This is a genomic window from Vibrio sp. Vb0349 (assembly GCF_033338975.1).
Genome location: NZ_JAWOTS010000002.1, coordinates 25956 through 42361, shown reverse-complemented (window position 1 = coordinate 42361; position 16406 = coordinate 25956). Strand labels below are relative to the sequence as shown.

Below are 16406 nucleotides of genomic sequence, written 5' to 3'. Positions count from 1 at the left end.
GAAAATGGTCCGCAGTCGACTTGTTGATCTAGTGAAAACCGAATTACCTAGCGCCAAATCGTTCGCTAGTATAAAAATGTAGCCTATCGCACTTCTGGTCGAGTGCTAACGAACTTATGATGCACATGTCATTAGCAGTGCAATTTTAAGTTTATCAATTAGCTAAAGTTTCCCACCTTAACTGCCAGTAAGTTTGCTGTGTTTGAGACGATCTCGACATGACTAGTGTATAAATAGTATGGAGGTTCAAAGTGAAGGCAAGGCAAATTTCCTTACTAAAAATATTGTTTCTGTAATTTTATTTCAGGATTATCGAAACCATCATAAGGATAATTCGAACTAATCTTAATCCATGCTCCTTCAGTTACATTTGCTTTCTTTTACTCACTTCTCGCGACTATTAGTGGCATTTTGAGACAATTTCCTACACTCCTTTCTTTGTCTTAGTTGATATAAATCATGGTTAGAAGAAAACAGAATCACCTGTATTTCTCGATACATGAATCCAAACTGCCCGACTTTTCGTAACTAAATTACAGATAGACACGATTTTTAGTATGGCACGTTTTTGAGGAACCAAGATGTTAGATACCCTCATGCTGTCGCGGATCCAGTTCGCGGCCAATATCAGCTTTCACATTCTCTTCCCGACCATCACCATCGCGTTGGCATGGATGTTGGTGTTTTTCAAGTGGCGATATAACCGCACACAAGCCCCCGTATGGCTCGATGTTTATTACTTCTGGGTCAAGATATTCGCTCTCACTTTCGCCTTGGGTGTGGTATCCGGCATTACGATGAGTTTCCAGTTTGGTACCAACTGGCCAGGCTTTATGGAACGAGTCGGAAACGTAGCTGGACCATTGCTCGGATACGAAGTGATGACCGCCTTCTTTATGGAAGCCACCTTCCTGGGTGTAATGCTTTTTGGACGAGGACGAGTACCGGAATGGGTTCATACTCTCGCCACCGTTCTGGTTGCTGTTGGGACAAGTATGTCCGCATTTTGGATTCTGGTGCTTAACAGCTGGATGCACACACCAAGTGGCTATGAAGTGATTGACGGAATTGTACATGTAACCAGTTGGAAGGAAGTTATTTTCAATCCTTCTTTACCTTACCGTCTTCTGCACACGCTATTAGCATCGGCGCTGACTGCCAGCTTCTTGATTGCGGGTATCTCAGCTTATCAAATAATGAAAAAGCCAGATCACCGCTCAGCCAAACTTGGCCTAAAAGTCGCGCTGTTCGCGGCGGCTGGATTCATCCCAATTCAAATCTTTGTCGGTGACCTTCACGGGTTAAACACGCTTGAACATCAACCTGCAAAAATCGCAGCGATGGAAGGCGTGTGGGAGACCGAGCAAGGCGCACCTCTTCTACTATTTGCGATGCCAAATGAAGAAACTCGCAGCAATGATTTTGAAGTGGGCATCCCTAAGTTGGCGAGTTTGATTCTTACGCATGACTTAGACGGGGAAATCCAGGGACTTAACGAGTTTGCGCCTGACCACCCGCCAGTGAAGCCCTTGTTCTTTGGTTTCCGCGTGATGGTTGGTGTAGGTGTCCTTATGCTGCTGGTTAGCTGGTATGGCGCGGTGAAGCTAGCACGCAAAAAAGCGCTACCTAAACCTTACCTATACACAGTATTAGCCATGACGTTCTCTGGTTGGATAGCCACACTGGCGGGTTGGTATGTTACTGAGATTGGTCGACAACCTTGGTTGGTCAGCGGTGTATTGCGAACATCCGAAGCCGTCACCACGGTTGCGAGCAGTAGCGTGATGACTTCGCTCATTATGTACTTAGCCATTTATGCTGCATTGCTGGTTGCGTACATCCATACCCTATTCTATTTGGCGCGCAAAGACGTTGCAGCCCATGAAGTCCCACTGACACAACAAGAGGCCTAATCATGCTCGACTATCTACCAGAAATTTATCTTCTGCTGCTTGGCTTCTCGGTCTTTATGTATGCCGTGCTCGACGGCTACGATCTTGGCGTCGGTATCCTTTTACCGAGTGATAATGAAGCGCAACGTGACCGAATGATAGCCTCTATCGGCCCTTTCTGGGACGCGAACGAAACGTGGTTGGTGTTAGCCGTTGGTATTTTGTTGATTGCCTTTCCTACCGCTCACAGTTTGATTTTAACGGAGCTCTATATACCGACCGCCATCATGCTTATCGCACTGATAATGCGTGGCGTGGCATTCGATTTCCGAGCCAAAGCGAACTCGGATCATAAACCTCATTGGGATTGGTGCTTCCGAATTGGCTCTCTAGTCACCGCACTAACCCAAGGTTACATGGTGGGTCGTTACATCATGGGGTTTGAGCAATCAACCGAAGCATTTGGCTTTGCATGGTTAAGCGCACTTTGTGTAACAGCGGCGTACGTTTACATCGGTGGCGCATGGTTGGTACTGAAAACGGAAGGTGATTTGCAAATACGCTCGGCGCGTTGGTCTCGCCGTGCTGGTTGGTTGGCGGCTCTGGGTATCTTGGTAGTGAGTGTTGTAAACCCTATTGTAAATCAACAAGTTGCCTTGCGTTGGTTCAGCTTCCCAGAAGTCTTGTTGCTTGCCCCAGTCCCATTGATTGTGTTGGCGACCATCTTCCTCGTTGATCGCTATTTGCGTCAGGTTCCAATGGTGAATGATCTGGGTGTGCGCTGGCCTTTCTTTGGTGTCACCGTCATTTTCGCGTTGAGCTTTCTAGGTCTTGCGTACAGCTTCTTCCCAGAAGTTGTGCCGGGGTTGATGACCGCACAACAAGCGGCCTCCTCACCTGCGACATTAATAATCGTGGGCTACGGTGTGATGATTGTTATGCCGGTGATATTGCTTTACACCTTTGTGGTATACCGGATCTTCAAAGGCAAAGCGACAGAACTTAGCTACAAGTAGGAAAGGTAATTCCTCAACAAAGCGCCGCTGCTCATGCGGCGTTTTTTTGCAGTACTCACGACTAAAGTATCTACCCAAAGCGACTGAGTGGGGACGCTGAGAGAATGTAGCGGCAGCCAGTAGTTTGTTCCTAACTAGAACGAGATAACCGTTTCTCAAAATAGCGATACAGGCACAAAAACAGAAAGAACATTTGATGTTACAAAAGGTAGACCGCCACTTTAAAACGCTTTGAGTATTTTTTTGCGCTCAATGAGGTTCAAGTATACTTATGCTTTTTATGACTTGTGAACACTCAATTGCATGTTATGTTGCTGTTGAAATAGTACATGAAATAAGGACAAGAACATGAAGATAAGATGCAAAACGACGCAAAGCATTGAAAAATTTAACCCTGATGACCTCAATCCAAACACAGATCTCTTTGGTATGATTGCTGTTGTATTCGTGTTCATGGCTGTTTTGCTTAGCATCTAGTAGCACTATGTTCATTCTTGTGGCCGTATTCATACCTCATGTGATATGGGTGCTAAATTCTAGATTAAAGCGGATGTGCTAACCCGCACCAATCAGATTATGGCTGCCTCTGTATAGCTTCTTCAATTTTGGCGTTATATCGAGGTGAGATGTGAACAGTTGGCTTGTAGATAGAGTTGCGTTTGCACTCTGAGTACTCTTATGTACTTTCAATGACGCATTACTTTAGTGTAGATACGAAAAAAGGCCTGATAAATCAGACCTTTTAGAATGTGGCGGTGAGTGAGAGATTCGAACTCTCGATACGTTGCCGTATACACACTTTCCAGGCGTGCTCCTTCAGCCACTCGGACAACTCACCGAATCAAATTTTGGTTAGCATCATTGGCTAACGAGGCGCTAATTTAATGATTATGTGCCTGATGGTCAAGGCTAAACATAAAAAAAAGCGCCCTTTTCGAATCGATTGCTCACTAAGTAACTAAATTGAGCAAAACTGGGGCATTTACATGCTTTGAGAATAACCGGGAACACGGAACCAACGGCGGCACATGTCCAAGAAGTACCCATACAACACACCCATGCCACAAGAAATAACAGCGTTACTTGCCACTGCGGTCACAATTTGATCTGTAGACGCGCCAACTGCGAATAAGATACCCGCATAAACTGGAGATTGAAATAGTACATAAGCGACCAGATCAGAGATGTTTTTCATAAAGGAAGACGGTGACACCTTACTACCTTGATGCAGCACCCAATCACGAAAAACCCCATACGGCCAAGCAATGGCGATATTCACTGGAATCGATAGCGTACGCGATGCTAGAGATTGCTCAAATGTCATCCCTGAAATCAAAATCTCGACAATCATCCCTGTGATAAAGCAAAAAACAACCATAGCAAAGGTATCCGCTGCGGCGTGACGAATACAAAATGGTCCACGAGACTTCATTTACAAAACCCTTAAAATCAAACACTGCAATTAATAAAAATAATAAAACTATTAACCACTAAAAAGACACCAAGCCAGTTAATAATGCAATTAGAGCACACAAAAACTAGCTTATGGTTCTGTATTTAAAATTAAGTTGTAAATTTATAACCAACTTTTAAAGTAAAAGTAGTTTTTTTCACCAATGGCGAGTAAAAACGCCTAAAATCACGTAAAAATGGTACAAAAACACGGATTTCACTTACATGAAAAGGGGTTACGATAATTATTTTGACGTAAAGTTAGAACAAAACTCGGACTGTAAACAGTCACTCCTATAGCTTATGCTACCAAGCTGCGAAAATTCAGAGTATTACCGATATAATCACAGTAGAAGGTCTTGCTGCTTTACTCGTAAAAGTAAAACTGCAAGCCTGTTCATTGCAGGTTAGAAGAGTTTGTGACGACGCTGGATGACGTATGAATAGTAAGAACAATTCACAGTTGCGCCATATTGATTCAGTTATGGTGAGGCCAGCAAAATCGTTAATGTATCGATATCATCTTGGTCCGGGGATTGCTGACGCTTTAAGTTACTTCTTATCCGTTCGGCGACTGAAGAAACGTCGCCACTGAGTTCAAGGGGAGCCTCCGCAATGATCGCTGAAATAGCCTCAAGTGCTTCATTAAGATGTCCATTATCTAGAGCGACATAGAAGTTGAGTAACCACTTTTCAGCATTAAAGCTATCTGCTGCATTTCCATCAAAGTCCGATTGGTACTGATATAACTGTGTCGCATGAAGATACAGTGCATCATTTAATTCAGACTCCACTATTGGTTTCGCTATTATGTGGTCTGCTCCTACATTAATCATACGCTCTTGTGTTTCTTTGAACACATCCGCTGTACAGCCAAAAATCAGTACCGACTTAGCAGGTGAACTCATTGCTCGAATGGCTGATATGGCCCCAACGCCATCTAGAACAGGCATATGATTATCCATCAGTATCAAATCAAATGGTTTGATCGCAACCTCATCGACTGCAAGCTGACCATTTTCGACACTTGTGCACTCAAAGCCCTTGGCTCGGAGGAAAGTTTCCATAATGATCGCATTTGTTCGGTTGTCTTCAACAATGAGTGCTTTCAACCCTTTACAGTTCAATTTATGTGTATTGATTGACTCTACTTTACCCGGCTTGCAAGGTGTAAGGGCAATTTCGACAGTAAAAGTCGTTCCAGCGTCCTCCTGACTCTCTACAACCACTTGCCCACCCATATGTTCCGCGATTTCTTTGACTATTGCTAAACCAAGCCCTGTACCACCAAACCGTCTAGTCGTTGATGACTCTGCTTGCTCAAAAGGACGAAAAATGCGTTTTTGTGCCTCTTTTGAAATACCAATCCCTGTATCTTTTACCTTTAGTATCAGCTTGGTGCCAGCCTTACTCGATTTCTCGGCTAGCTCTACCTCTACGATGCCACGATCGGTGAACTTAACAGCGTTATTGAGTAGATTGAACAGTACTTGACGCAAACGGGCTTTGTCATTGTTGTACCAACGACCCGTTGGTAAATGCGAGACTACTCTAAAGCGAAGACCTTTTTCTGCACATAGCGTTTGATAAACACTCTTGATACTGCCGATAATCGACTCAATTGGGAAAGGCTTATTTTCAAACTCAACATGCCCTTGTTCAATTTTTGAGTAATCTAAAATCTCATTGAGTAATGTCATCATGTGATCACCTGAATCATAAAGTGTTCTCAGGTGCTTACGCTGCTCATCGGTAAGTGGTGTTTTTAACAGTATCTGGGCAGTTCCTAGTACACCGTTCATTGGTGTGCGAATCTCGTGGGACAATGTGGCTAAGAATGCCGTTTTAGCGTTTGTCGAAGCCTGAGCTTTTATTCTCTCCTGCTCTAAATAGATCGTCTTTTCATTGAACTTCTCGATAAGCTGTCCGATTTCGTCATCGCTATCGTAGTCAATATCTATGATCCCACCAGTTTTCGAGTCATCAATCTTAGCGGCAATGCGAACAATTGGTTCAACAATATAGCGATTCAGTAAGTAGTAACCGACCAAGACACACAAGAGCAAAAATGGAATGATCCTCCCCTCAACGCTCATCACTTGTTCAAACACTTGATCGGCGACTTTAGCTTTTGCGTTGACAACTTCCATGCGCCAATCGAACTCTCCGAAATCAAGCTCGCTGACATAAATTTCGTCCGTCAGTTGAAAGTTGTGTTCAATAATCACGTTTGAGTCAGCATCGCGAACCACTACCCCCAAAGAATGCTGGTTCGTGTGCTCTCGAATAAACTGAAAAAGTGCATCAAGTGATAGGTCTACCGTTACAACTCCAGCGAATCGACCGTTTTGGTAGTACGGAGAAGACGCGGTAATCATCTGGACCTGAGTAAAGGTATCGATGTAAACCGTAGACCAACTAACAGAACCTACCGGAGCATCGGCGGCAGCGACATACCAGGCTTCATTATCATAACCGCCAGATTCGGGGTTATTGTAGGAGTGAATTTGGTCAATACCACTATCACTGTTTTTATTGAAGAATAGACTTTTATATCTCCATTGTTCTACTTTTAGTTCGGGTTTAGGCCATACGCCACCACTAACAAGCATCTTGTCACTCAATTGAAGTATATGTGGAATTATTGTGTTGAGAGATTGAATATTTTCAGTCCCTTGGGCTAGCCCTACTAAGCTGCTCAATACACCTGTAGAACTGAGGAGGGGCTCTTTTATCTCAAGAGCCAGGAGTTGGGTACGTAACTCTAGGTTTTGCTCTAGCTTTTGTCTAACCGGTGGCTCAACAACCAAATAGGCGACAGAACCGATAGTGGCGATAAAGAAGCACAGGTAAAGTGTTAGGGCGAGAATGCTTTTTTTTCTAAGTGATGAGCGAATTTCCATAGATGTGTGAATCATTCCCTAATATCGATTTATCACTAATTGATTGGTAAGATGAGCGCAATCAACCAGCCCATTAACAAATGGTATTCTATTTTGAAACTACAAGACATCCTTTCTCTCCCAGAACTTGACGGTAAACTACTAAACCTAGCAAAAACTCAAGGCTTTGTAACAGCGATGGCTGCAGCGCCAAACGTATTAATGCCTCAAGAGTGGTTGCCATTCTTATGGGGTGGAGAAGAAACAGCGCCATTTACTGACGGTGAACAACTAGAGCAGTACATTGACGAGATTGTACAAATGTGGAACCAAACTCGTCCCGCTCTCCTAGAAGGCACTTGGCAGTGGCCTGCAGGGTGCGCGCTAGATGAGCAAGACATTGTAACAAGTCAGGCTCGCGATTTCTGTGAAGGTGTATTACAAGGCTGGCAACTTGCGCGTGATGACTGGGAAACGTTGATGCCTGAGGATAGCGAAGATAATGCCCTACTCGGTGGTGTTTTACTTTCTCTTACTATGCTTTACGACCCAGAAACAACCATTGAAACATTGGCCGAACAAGGTATGGAAGGCTTAGAGCAGTTTGAAGAGATCTTCAATGCAATGCCAGTGATGTTATGTGGTCTTACCCAGCGCGGTGTTGCATTAGCTGAAGAACAATAGACGCAACGCTGTCGACCATCAAGATTGAACGGCTGAATAGACAAAAAGCTCTCCAAATGGAGAGCTTTTTTGATCATGTTAAAATTACATGTGGAATATACCGCGCCATATCTTGAGTCACTAAGCTACTGTCTTCCCTAATCGAAATACCGGCAGCTCTATCATTGACCAACCAACTGCCAATTAACGTATGGTTGTGCCCAAACTTAGGTAGTGGATGGTATTGCTGGACGATATTGAATTTAGATTCATAAGGCCCTGACGTTTTAACAAAACGTTTTCCATCGATGACGATCTCGATGTTCGCGCCCTCTCGAGAAAATAGTGGCTTGATGACATAATCTCTCATAGTGTTCGCTTTTGAATCGTTAGCAAAATAAGCGGGCAAAAGGTTCGGGTGATTAGGAAAGCGCTCCCACAATAACGGTAAAAGTGCTTTATTGGATAGAATCGACTTCCACATCGGTTCTAACCAGTTTACGTTCGCAGTCGCTAAGTACTTCGCATATTCCTCTTCAAACATAAACTCCCAAGGGTAAAGCTTAAACATCCAACGAATCGCTCTGTCGTCAGCATCCACAAACAGACCATCTTCCGTAACTCCAATATCTTCGACATGCACGAATGCCGTTGCTAACCCTGCCTCTCGCGCGCAATCCTCTAAATACTGGACAGTCCCTTTATCTTCTTCAGTGTACTTGCAGCAGCTAAAGTGAAGTGTTTGTCCTGGTTGGTATTTTGCTATTTCGGCAAAGCGCTCGATCAAAAAGTCTTGAAGAATATTGAATTGATCCGCGCTCTGGTGAACTCGACCTTTATTTACAACATCTTCTAGCCACACCCACTGCCAAAAGCCAGTTTCAAACAAGCTGGTTGGCGTATCCGCATTGTTTTCCAGTAATTTTGCTGGCGAGGTCCCGTTGTACGCGAAATCCAGCCGCGAATAAAGCGAAGGTTCGCTTCGTCTCCATGAAGAAGCGACCTGCTCCCACATAGATTCAGGGATCGCACATTGCGTCAGCAACCGCTCACTCCGAACGACTTCATCCACAATAGCCAGGCACATCTGATGCAGCTCTTCAGTGGGCGCTTCTATATCGCGCTCAATTTGCTCCAGCGTGAATTGATAGTAAGCACTCTCATCCCAATACGGTTGGTCATACATGGTATGGAAACCAAAACCAAACTGGCGTGCTAATTCACGCCAGTTTTCGCGCTCTTGTATTTCTCGTCGAAACATAGTGCTTTTTAACCGCCTCGACTGACCGACACCGCTTTACCAAACCCGCCTCGAGACATCGCCCTGCCAATGGTGCCGCCACCACGTTTATTAAGGCTATTCGTCGCAACTTTGGTCGGCTGATTTCGGTAGGAGCCAAAGAATTGCCCTGCTCCATTATAGAATTTGGATTTATAACGGTACATCGGCTCTGAGTAATAGCTCTTGTTATAACCTTTCAACCCGCTTAATGAGCGACTGTAAAAAAAACCGCCAAAGTTAGGTACATAAGCTCGGGAACTGGAACTGTAGTAACAATCATCCTCGTAGAAATCATTCTCGCATTCGAACTCGCTGCGGTAGCGAGGGGCATTTTGTTCGGCACGAGCTAAAGCTTCTTGGTATGCAATGTCACACTGTTCACTAAACTCAGGCGAGTTAGATTTACACTCATCAGCATCAGAAAAAATGTACCCTTCTGTTTTTGACTCGTACGTAGCAAAGAAGAAAATACCACCAAAGGCAGCAAAGGGAAGAATTTTCCCAAGCTTTAAGCTTTTGTCCATGGAAGAACGTTTAACGTTAGAACTCCGCTTCATCGTTCCTCCTAGTAAGTCATGCAAGCGGCATTCAATACGCCGACCGAAACAGAAACTGCGGCTAATACAATACCGGCTGGCAGTTCATCTTTTTCGATACGCTCTGCCACTTTCGGAAGTAAAATAAAGCGTACAATTGCAAATGCGATAATTTGAGCAAGCATTGCAACAACGCCCCACACCATAAAATCGACGATATTGACCGAGTTTTTTGCCGCCCCCGAAATCGCGAGACAATAACCAAGGAAGGCCCCACTTAGCGCAATCGCTGCTGCTGTATTTTGTTTTTCTTTGATCAGATGCCACTCATCGTATGGCGTCAACTTGACGTAGATGAACTTAAACGCCAATACAAAAATAATAGAAACAGAGAAATAGAGTAAAAAGTTTGGGAAGCCTGCTAACAGGCCGGCAATCATGTGCATTATTGTTCCTTGTTCATTTCTTTCCAGGCAAAATCTTCAATACGTTCATCTGCAATGTAAAACAGCTTGGTACTCGCGGGTACTTCAGCATCTAAATCTGGGTTGAGTTGAATACCATCGCCAATATCAAAAGCAATCAGCGTGGCATGATGGCGTCTTTTGAGAAAAACGAAGAGATTCTCAATAGTGGTGGCAGACTGACCCTCGGGATAAATAACTGAGTATTGCGTCATACCTCGTGTTGAAGCCAAAAGCTCCTGATGAAGCGCACTTGAGCCCGGGTCAACCGCCGCTTTTGCCAACATTTCTGCGCCAACAGCAGGTATGCATTCCGCTTTCGGGCAATGCTGACTTAGAAGTCGGCCTAGCGCTTCATCTTTAAAGTAAGCGACCAAATGAGCGGAAGGGTTTACAGATGCGCAGTATAGAGCGGCTGACAAGGTAATGTCGTCCGAGAGATTATCCACAATAATGCAAGCGGCTTCGGCAATATTGGCGTTTTTCATTTCTTGCGAATCGGTATAACTGGTCACTTTGATAAAACTGATTTCGCCAGGTAACGGGTTCTCTATTTCTGAACGGCTGCATAAAACAATCGGACGCTTTCCCTCTTCTTCATGTTGTAACATGCGAATAAGGTGCATCGTCCTCGATCCATTCCAGCCCAACAATACAATATGGTTTTCCACTCTTACTCTCCGTTTTCCTAAAATACCCGCTCGCCAATAGTCCATCGCGGCTCCAGCGACACGCCCCAATAATGCGGCGAATAAGCTCAAACCGCCGGGGATTACAAATAGTACGACAACCCATTTACCCAAATCTGTTACTGGAGAATGGTCGCCATAACCCACCGTACTCGCCGTAACCATGAGGTAATAGATAAAGTTAGCGAAACTGTCTGTTAATGCTGTTTCACCAGCGAGAACCAGCAGCCACCATGAAAGGCTCACATATAAGCCACTAAAGATGAGAAGGCTTCGGTTGCTCAATTTAAAAAGGTGTGAACTAAGCCACTTTTTAACTACTAACCACACCGCCATAAATTTATGACCTCGATATTCATTGATTGCATCAATAGTAACTCATTGATAGTAAGACACAAAAAAACCAGCCATATTCGACTGGTTTTTGAGATTTACTTTCAGTTACGCCTACTTTTTAAGCATTACCTTTCACTTGCATATTTAGCTGCTCAGCAAAATCTAGCATGCGGTTAAGTGGTATAAGGGATTTAACACGCAGTTCTTCGTCAACAAAAATCTCGTGCTCTTTACCACCTTCACTAAGCGCTTTCTCAATTGCTTTCAAACCGTTCATTGCCATCCAAGGACAGTGTGCACAGCTGCGGCATGTTGCGCCTGCACCTGCGGTTGGTGCTTCGATAAGTTCTTTTTCTGGCACTAGTTGCTGCATTTTAAAGAAAATACCTTTGTCTGTCGCAACGATCATTTGTTTGTGAGGAAGCTCTTTCGCTGCTTTGATCAGCTGACTCGTTGATCCAACGGCATCGGCAAGTTCTACGACGCTTGCTGGTGACTCAGGGTGAACCAAAATAGCCGCATCTGGATACACGCTCTTCATTTTTCGTAGCGCATCAGCAGAGAACTCATCATGAACCACACACTCACCCTGCCAAAGCAGCATATCTGCGCCAGTTTTGTTAGCGATGTACGATCCTAGGTGACGGTCTGGTCCCCAAATAATTGGCTTATCTTCAGCGTCTAAGTGTTCCACGATTTCAAGCGCAATGCTCGATGTAACGACCCAGTCGGCACGGGCTTTAACCGCTGCTGAAGTATTTGCGTAAACTACAACCGTATGATCAGGGTGAGCATCACAAAACTCGCTGAACTTATCCGCAGGACAGCCAAGGTCGAGCGAACATTCCGCTTCCAACGTTGGCATTAGAATGCGCTTTTCTGGTGTCAGAATTTTGGCCGACTCGCCCATAAAGCGAACACCACCAATAATCAATGTACTTGCAGGGTGACGATTACCAAACTTCGCCATTTCCAACGAGTCACCAACAAACCCGCCAGTGTCTTCAGCTAGGGCTTGAATCTCAGGGTCGGTATAATAGTGCGCGATAAGTACCGCATCTTTTTCTTTGAGTAACTTTTTAATACGCTCAATGTAAGATGCTTTTTCTTCTTCGCTTAATGGAACTGGTTTCGGTGGGAATGGGTAAACAGTGTCGATTTTATCTAATATATGGCTCATTGCTCTTGCTCTACGCAACTTCCTTTAATCCGAGTATTGTAACCTCGTTAATTTTCAAAAACCAACTTGTCGCGGGGATTTCTAGCGGTCTAGCCGTATATCTTTGTTACAGGTAGCATTTCCGAGTAGCGAAATTCGGTGCAATACAAGGTCAGAGGCTCTGCATCATTGCTATCGACTTAGCCGTTCTGCACCAACAGAAAATGGAAAAGAAAAAGGAAGCCGAAGCTTCCTTTTCAAAACATAACGTCTTACAGCTTAGAGCTGGCAAGTTTTGCAGATGCACTACCTGGGTATTCATCAACCACTTGTTGGTAGTACTTTTTCGCTTGAGCTGCATTGTTATTACGCTCAGCGATTTCGCCTAATTTAAGCAACGCATCGGCTCGCTTATTGGAGTCTTTGTAAGACACCACAGCGGCAAAACTTTTCACTGCATCCTCATCCTGCTTTTTAGCGAAGTACAACTGACCTAGCCAGTAGTGAGAATTCGCTGAATATGTAGAATCAGGATAATCTTTCTGGAACTGCTGGAACGCTGCAATTGCGCCAGTGTAGTCACGTTTCTTGAGGATGAGGTCGACTGCATTTTGGTATGCCGTTTGCTCATCAACATTTGGTGTGTACTGACCACCTGTTTTAGCCGGTTTCGCTTCTTGCGCAGGCGCGGATTTTATCTCTCCACGAACACGATCCAGCTCGACAAACAACTCTCGTTGACGTTGCAACATTTGCTTCATTTCGTAGCTATTTCGCTCTAATTGACCACGTAATTCACTGATCTCTTGTGACATTTGGTCAATTTGCTGTTGCATTTGGAGCTGAACGCGATTGCGGTTTTGTAGCAAGCGCTCTAGACGCTCTACTTCCGTTTCAGATGAACGGCTCTTAGAGACGGATGATGTGCTGTTGAGATCGGATACTGGAGCTGGTGCAGCGAACGCAAAGTTCGCTGCACTTGCCAGTAACGTAAGCGCAACAGCGCGCTTAGTGTTACTGAACATGAGGATTACCTCGAATTAGTATACTAGAACCGCGCGACGGTTTTTAGCGTAAACTTCATCTGATTGACCTAGAAGAAGTGGCTTCTCTTCACCGTAGCTAACGATTGAGATTTGGTCAGCTTGAACACCTAGTGCTTGTAGGTAGTTCGCTACTGCTTGTGCACGACGCTCACCTAGAGCGATGTTGTACTCAGGAGTACCACGCTCATCAGCGTGACCTTCGATAGTTACGTTAAGTGCTGGGTTCTTGCTTAGGTAAGAAGCGTGAGCCGCTAGCATCTCTTCGTAATCTGCTGCAATTGTTGAGTTGTCAAAAGCAAAGTAGATTGTTTGAGTTTCACGTAGCGCTTGCTCTTTTAGCTCTTGCTCTGTCAACTGACCGCTTTGATCAATTGGCGTAGCTACTGTTGTTTCCACTGCGCCATTGTTGTTTGTTGCTGCACCAGTGTTAGAAGCAGCGTCGTCGCTTGAACTACACGCTGTAACAGCCATTACAGGAAGCGCGATTAGTAGCCCTTTTAGAACCTTGTTCAGTTGCATCTTATTTTCCTTTATTAATCAAACTTATTACTACAAAAACGGTGACCATGCAGGCGCTCGAACACGCCCATTTGTTGCCGGTAATCTAGCTTTGAATCGACCATCAATTGACACCATCGATAGTACGTTTTTCTTGTTGTAAATCGAGCTATACACAACCATGCCACCGTTTGGGGCAATACTAGGAGACTCATCAAGCAAGGTCTTAGTTAAGACTTGAAGAGCACCAGTTTCCAAATCTTGTTTCGCCAAATTAAATCCTGCGTTGCTGCGGTTCACCATAACTAGGAATCGCCCATCAGGAGTAATCTGACCACCCAAATTTTGGCTGCCTTGCCAAGTCAAACGGTCAATAGAACCGCTGCCCAAATTTACTTGATAAATCTGTGGTTTACCACCCCTATCCGATGTAAAAATCAACGATTTTCCATCCGGATGCCAGAACGGTTCCGTATTATTTGATCTGCCACGCGTAATTTGCGTCAGCTTACGAGTGTTAAGGTCAAACGTATAAACATGAAGCGAGCCTGTTTTAGAAAGAACAATCGCTAACTTATTGCCATCTGGCGAAAATCTTGGCGCACCATTGTGACGTGGGTATGAAGTAATTTTCTCACGTTCACCGGTGTAGATGTTCATGATGAAGATTTCTGCTTGGCCATTTTGGAAGCTAACATATGCAAGCTTTTTACCATCGGGGGACCACGCTGGTGACATTAATGGTTGTTTAGAGCGTAAAACCAGACGCTCATTGTAGCCATCGTAATCAGCGACTCGAAGTTGGTAAGGGAAACGGTCTTTATCGTTCACTACCACATATGCGATACGAGTCATGAAAGCGCCACGGTCGCCAGTTAACTGCTCATACACCAAATCAGAGATACGGTGAGCGTACTCACGCATACGAGGCCCTTGAACAGTGGCTACTTTATTGAACAGCACATGATCTTTTGACAGGACTAATTCACCGTCACTACCAAGCGCCTTACTCTTCCCACCTGTTAACTGACCACGCACAATATCAACAAGTTGATAGTTGATAACGTAGTCACCTTGGTCGTTTTGCTTGATTGAACCAGTCAATAGCGCATCCACACCTAAATTGGTCCAAGCATCAAAATTAACTTCTGATTCACTGAACGGTGTTTGTGGCATTTTGCTCGTTGGAACTGGGCTGAATTTACCACTACGTTGTAAATCCGAGGCGATAACAGCAGAAACATCCGTTGGAAGCGCTTGTGTGCCCTCCCACTTAAACGGAACAACAGCAATTGGTCGTGCTGAATCAATACCATCGGTAATGACCAACTCTAATGCGGCATTCGCCACATTTGTCATACTGCTAAACAGTACAAACATTCCTAGTAAAAGGCGTCTAATCACGTCTTATTCCTTATTCTAGTATTCAACGGTTAAGTTGATATCTCTAACTTTATCAATAACATCTCTATCTTTAGGCATCGGAAAGTTGCCAACTTGGGCTACTGCACTTTTGGCTGCACTACAAAGACGAGAGTCACCGTTTAACACAGTAACATTACTCACAATACCATCAGTCCCAGTTGGAACTAGCTTCACATTAAGCCTACACGACTTTCCCACAAGATAATCGTCCTTAATGATACGACTCTCTATCAATTGTTTGTAAATTGCACCATAGCGGTCAACTTCAGATTGCACATGTTGATTTTTCGCTTGCTGATTCTGTTCTGACTCACTCTCGAGACCCGCAAAAATATCATCTAACGCGGCTTCTTGAGCTTTACGCTCACGCTCGGCACGCTCAGCTGCTTCTCTCGCTTTACGCTCTCGCTCCGCTGCCTCTTTTGCCGCTTTCTCTTTTGCAATGCGCTCTTGTTCAGCTTTTTCAGCAGCTTCACGCTCACGACGTGCTTTTTCTTCCGCTTCTTTTGCTGCTTTTTCACGAGCTAAACGTTCTTGCTCAGCTTTTGCTATAGCCGCTTCTTTTGCTAAACGCTCCTGCTCAGCTTTACGCACGGCTTCTTCTTTTGCCTTGCGCTCTTTTTCTAGCTTAGCAGCTCGCTCTTTTTCTTTGCGAACACGTTCTTCTTCCTGCTTGCGCTCTTGCTCTTTTTTCTTACGTGCAGCTTCTGCTTCTCGTGCCGCTTGAGCATCTTTCGCTTGCTGCTCTTTCAACTTGCGAATTTGCTCTTCTTCAGCTTTGCGGTTTTTTTCTAGCTGCTCTGCTTCGCGTCTCAGTTTATCAAGACGCTCTTGTTCTTTTTTCGCTGCCTTTTCGCGTTGCTGGCGAATTTCTTTCGCTTGTTGCTGCACAAGTTTTGGATCGATGACAACAGCTTGAACCATTTGCCCTGTAGGCTCTGGTTTAGACATGTTGAAGTCCGTCCCCCAAAGCAGGGCTGCAACTAGAATTGCATGCAAACCAACCGATATTGCTATCGGTTTGGCGTATTGGTTGGGTTTCTTCTTGTGATCTTTCATAGATAAT

The 16406-nt window shown here is 44.5% G+C and carries 15 protein-coding genes and 1 tRNA gene; 4 read left to right on the top strand and 12 right to left on the bottom strand.

Annotated elements, in window-relative coordinates; all coding sequences use genetic code 11:
- Positions 1 to 581: 581 nt before the first annotated feature.
- From R7Q47_RS03495 to R7Q47_RS03485, 3 genes are all read left to right on the top strand, one after another.
- Positions 582 to 1913, top strand: a complete 1332-nt coding sequence (locus R7Q47_RS03495) for a cytochrome ubiquinol oxidase subunit I (protein WP_005388402.1) — start codon at positions 582 to 584, stop codon at positions 1911 to 1913.
- Between the two features lie 2 nt (positions 1914 to 1915).
- Positions 1916 to 2908 (top strand): cytochrome d ubiquinol oxidase subunit II, encoded by a 993-nt coding sequence (locus tag R7Q47_RS03490; RefSeq protein ID WP_182038207.1) that lies wholly within the window; start codon positions 1916 to 1918, stop codon positions 2906 to 2908.
- Between the two features lie 348 nt (positions 2909 to 3256).
- Positions 3257 to 3385, top strand: coding sequence for a hypothetical protein (locus R7Q47_RS03485; RefSeq protein WP_017635045.1), 129 nt, complete (start codon positions 3257 to 3259; stop codon positions 3383 to 3385).
- Positions 3386 to 3658: 273 nt separating this feature from the next.
- Here R7Q47_RS03485 and R7Q47_RS03480 read toward each other — a convergent pair.
- The 3 genes from R7Q47_RS03480 to R7Q47_RS03470 form a co-directional block, all read right to left on the bottom strand.
- Positions 3659 to 3746: transfer RNA gene (locus tag R7Q47_RS03480), tRNA-Ser, on the bottom strand.
- 144 nt (positions 3747 to 3890) lie between these two features.
- Entirely contained in the window at positions 3891 to 4340 is a 450-nt protein-coding gene (locus tag R7Q47_RS03475) for an L-alanine exporter AlaE (protein ID WP_005378276.1), read from the bottom strand.
- Positions 4341 to 4842: 502 nt separating this feature from the next.
- Positions 4843 to 7263 (bottom strand): hybrid sensor histidine kinase/response regulator, encoded by a 2421-nt coding sequence (locus R7Q47_RS03470; RefSeq protein WP_248487615.1) that lies wholly within the window; start codon positions 7261 to 7263, stop codon positions 4843 to 4845.
- A 51-nt stretch (positions 7264 to 7314) separates the two neighbouring features.
- Here R7Q47_RS03470 and R7Q47_RS03465 point away from each other — a divergent pair, with 51 nt between their 5' ends.
- A complete protein-coding gene (locus R7Q47_RS03465) occupies positions 7315 to 7926 on the top strand; it encodes a YecA family protein (protein ID WP_005378278.1) in 612 nt (203 codons plus the stop codon).
- 73 nt (positions 7927 to 7999) lie between these two features.
- Here the strand turns inward: R7Q47_RS03465 and R7Q47_RS03460 are convergent, their stop codons facing one another.
- The 9 genes from R7Q47_RS03460 to tolA form a co-directional block, all read right to left on the bottom strand.
- Positions 8000 to 9166, bottom strand: a complete 1167-nt coding sequence (locus tag R7Q47_RS03460) for a glutathionylspermidine synthase family protein (protein ID WP_042522104.1) — start codon at positions 9164 to 9166, stop codon at positions 8000 to 8002.
- 8 nt (positions 9167 to 9174) lie between these two features.
- Entirely contained in the window at positions 9175 to 9744 is a 570-nt protein-coding gene (locus R7Q47_RS03455; RefSeq protein ID WP_025766906.1) for a DUF1190 domain-containing protein, read from the bottom strand.
- Between the two features lie 8 nt (positions 9745 to 9752).
- A complete protein-coding gene (locus tag R7Q47_RS03450) occupies positions 9753 to 10169 on the bottom strand; it encodes a DUF350 domain-containing protein (RefSeq protein ID WP_005378281.1) in 417 nt (138 codons plus the stop codon).
- Positions 10169 to 11212, bottom strand: coding sequence for a potassium channel protein (locus tag R7Q47_RS03445; protein ID WP_017635053.1), 1044 nt, complete (start codon positions 11210 to 11212; stop codon positions 10169 to 10171). The genes R7Q47_RS03450 and R7Q47_RS03445 overlap by 1 nt, the downstream gene beginning before the upstream one ends.
- 118 nt (positions 11213 to 11330) lie before the next feature.
- Positions 11331 to 12392 (bottom strand): quinolinate synthase NadA, encoded by a 1062-nt coding sequence (gene nadA, locus R7Q47_RS03440; RefSeq protein WP_017635054.1) that lies wholly within the window; start codon positions 12390 to 12392, stop codon positions 11331 to 11333.
- A gap of 251 nt (positions 12393 to 12643) precedes the next feature.
- Positions 12644 to 13396, bottom strand: coding sequence for a tol-pal system protein YbgF (ybgF, locus tag R7Q47_RS03435; protein WP_005387926.1), 753 nt, complete (start codon positions 13394 to 13396; stop codon positions 12644 to 12646).
- A gap of 15 nt (positions 13397 to 13411) precedes the next feature.
- A complete protein-coding gene (pal, locus tag R7Q47_RS03430; RefSeq protein WP_005378293.1) occupies positions 13412 to 13936 on the bottom strand; it encodes a peptidoglycan-associated lipoprotein Pal in 525 nt (174 codons plus the stop codon).
- Positions 13937 to 13966: 30 nt separating this feature from the next.
- Positions 13967 to 15319, bottom strand: a complete 1353-nt coding sequence (gene tolB / locus R7Q47_RS03425; protein WP_005387925.1) for a Tol-Pal system beta propeller repeat protein TolB — start codon at positions 15317 to 15319, stop codon at positions 13967 to 13969.
- Between the two features lie 15 nt (positions 15320 to 15334).
- Positions 15335 to 16399, bottom strand: coding sequence for a cell envelope integrity protein TolA (gene tolA / locus R7Q47_RS03420; RefSeq protein ID WP_053303231.1), 1065 nt, complete (start codon positions 16397 to 16399; stop codon positions 15335 to 15337).
- Positions 16400 to 16406 lie beyond the last annotated feature (7 nt).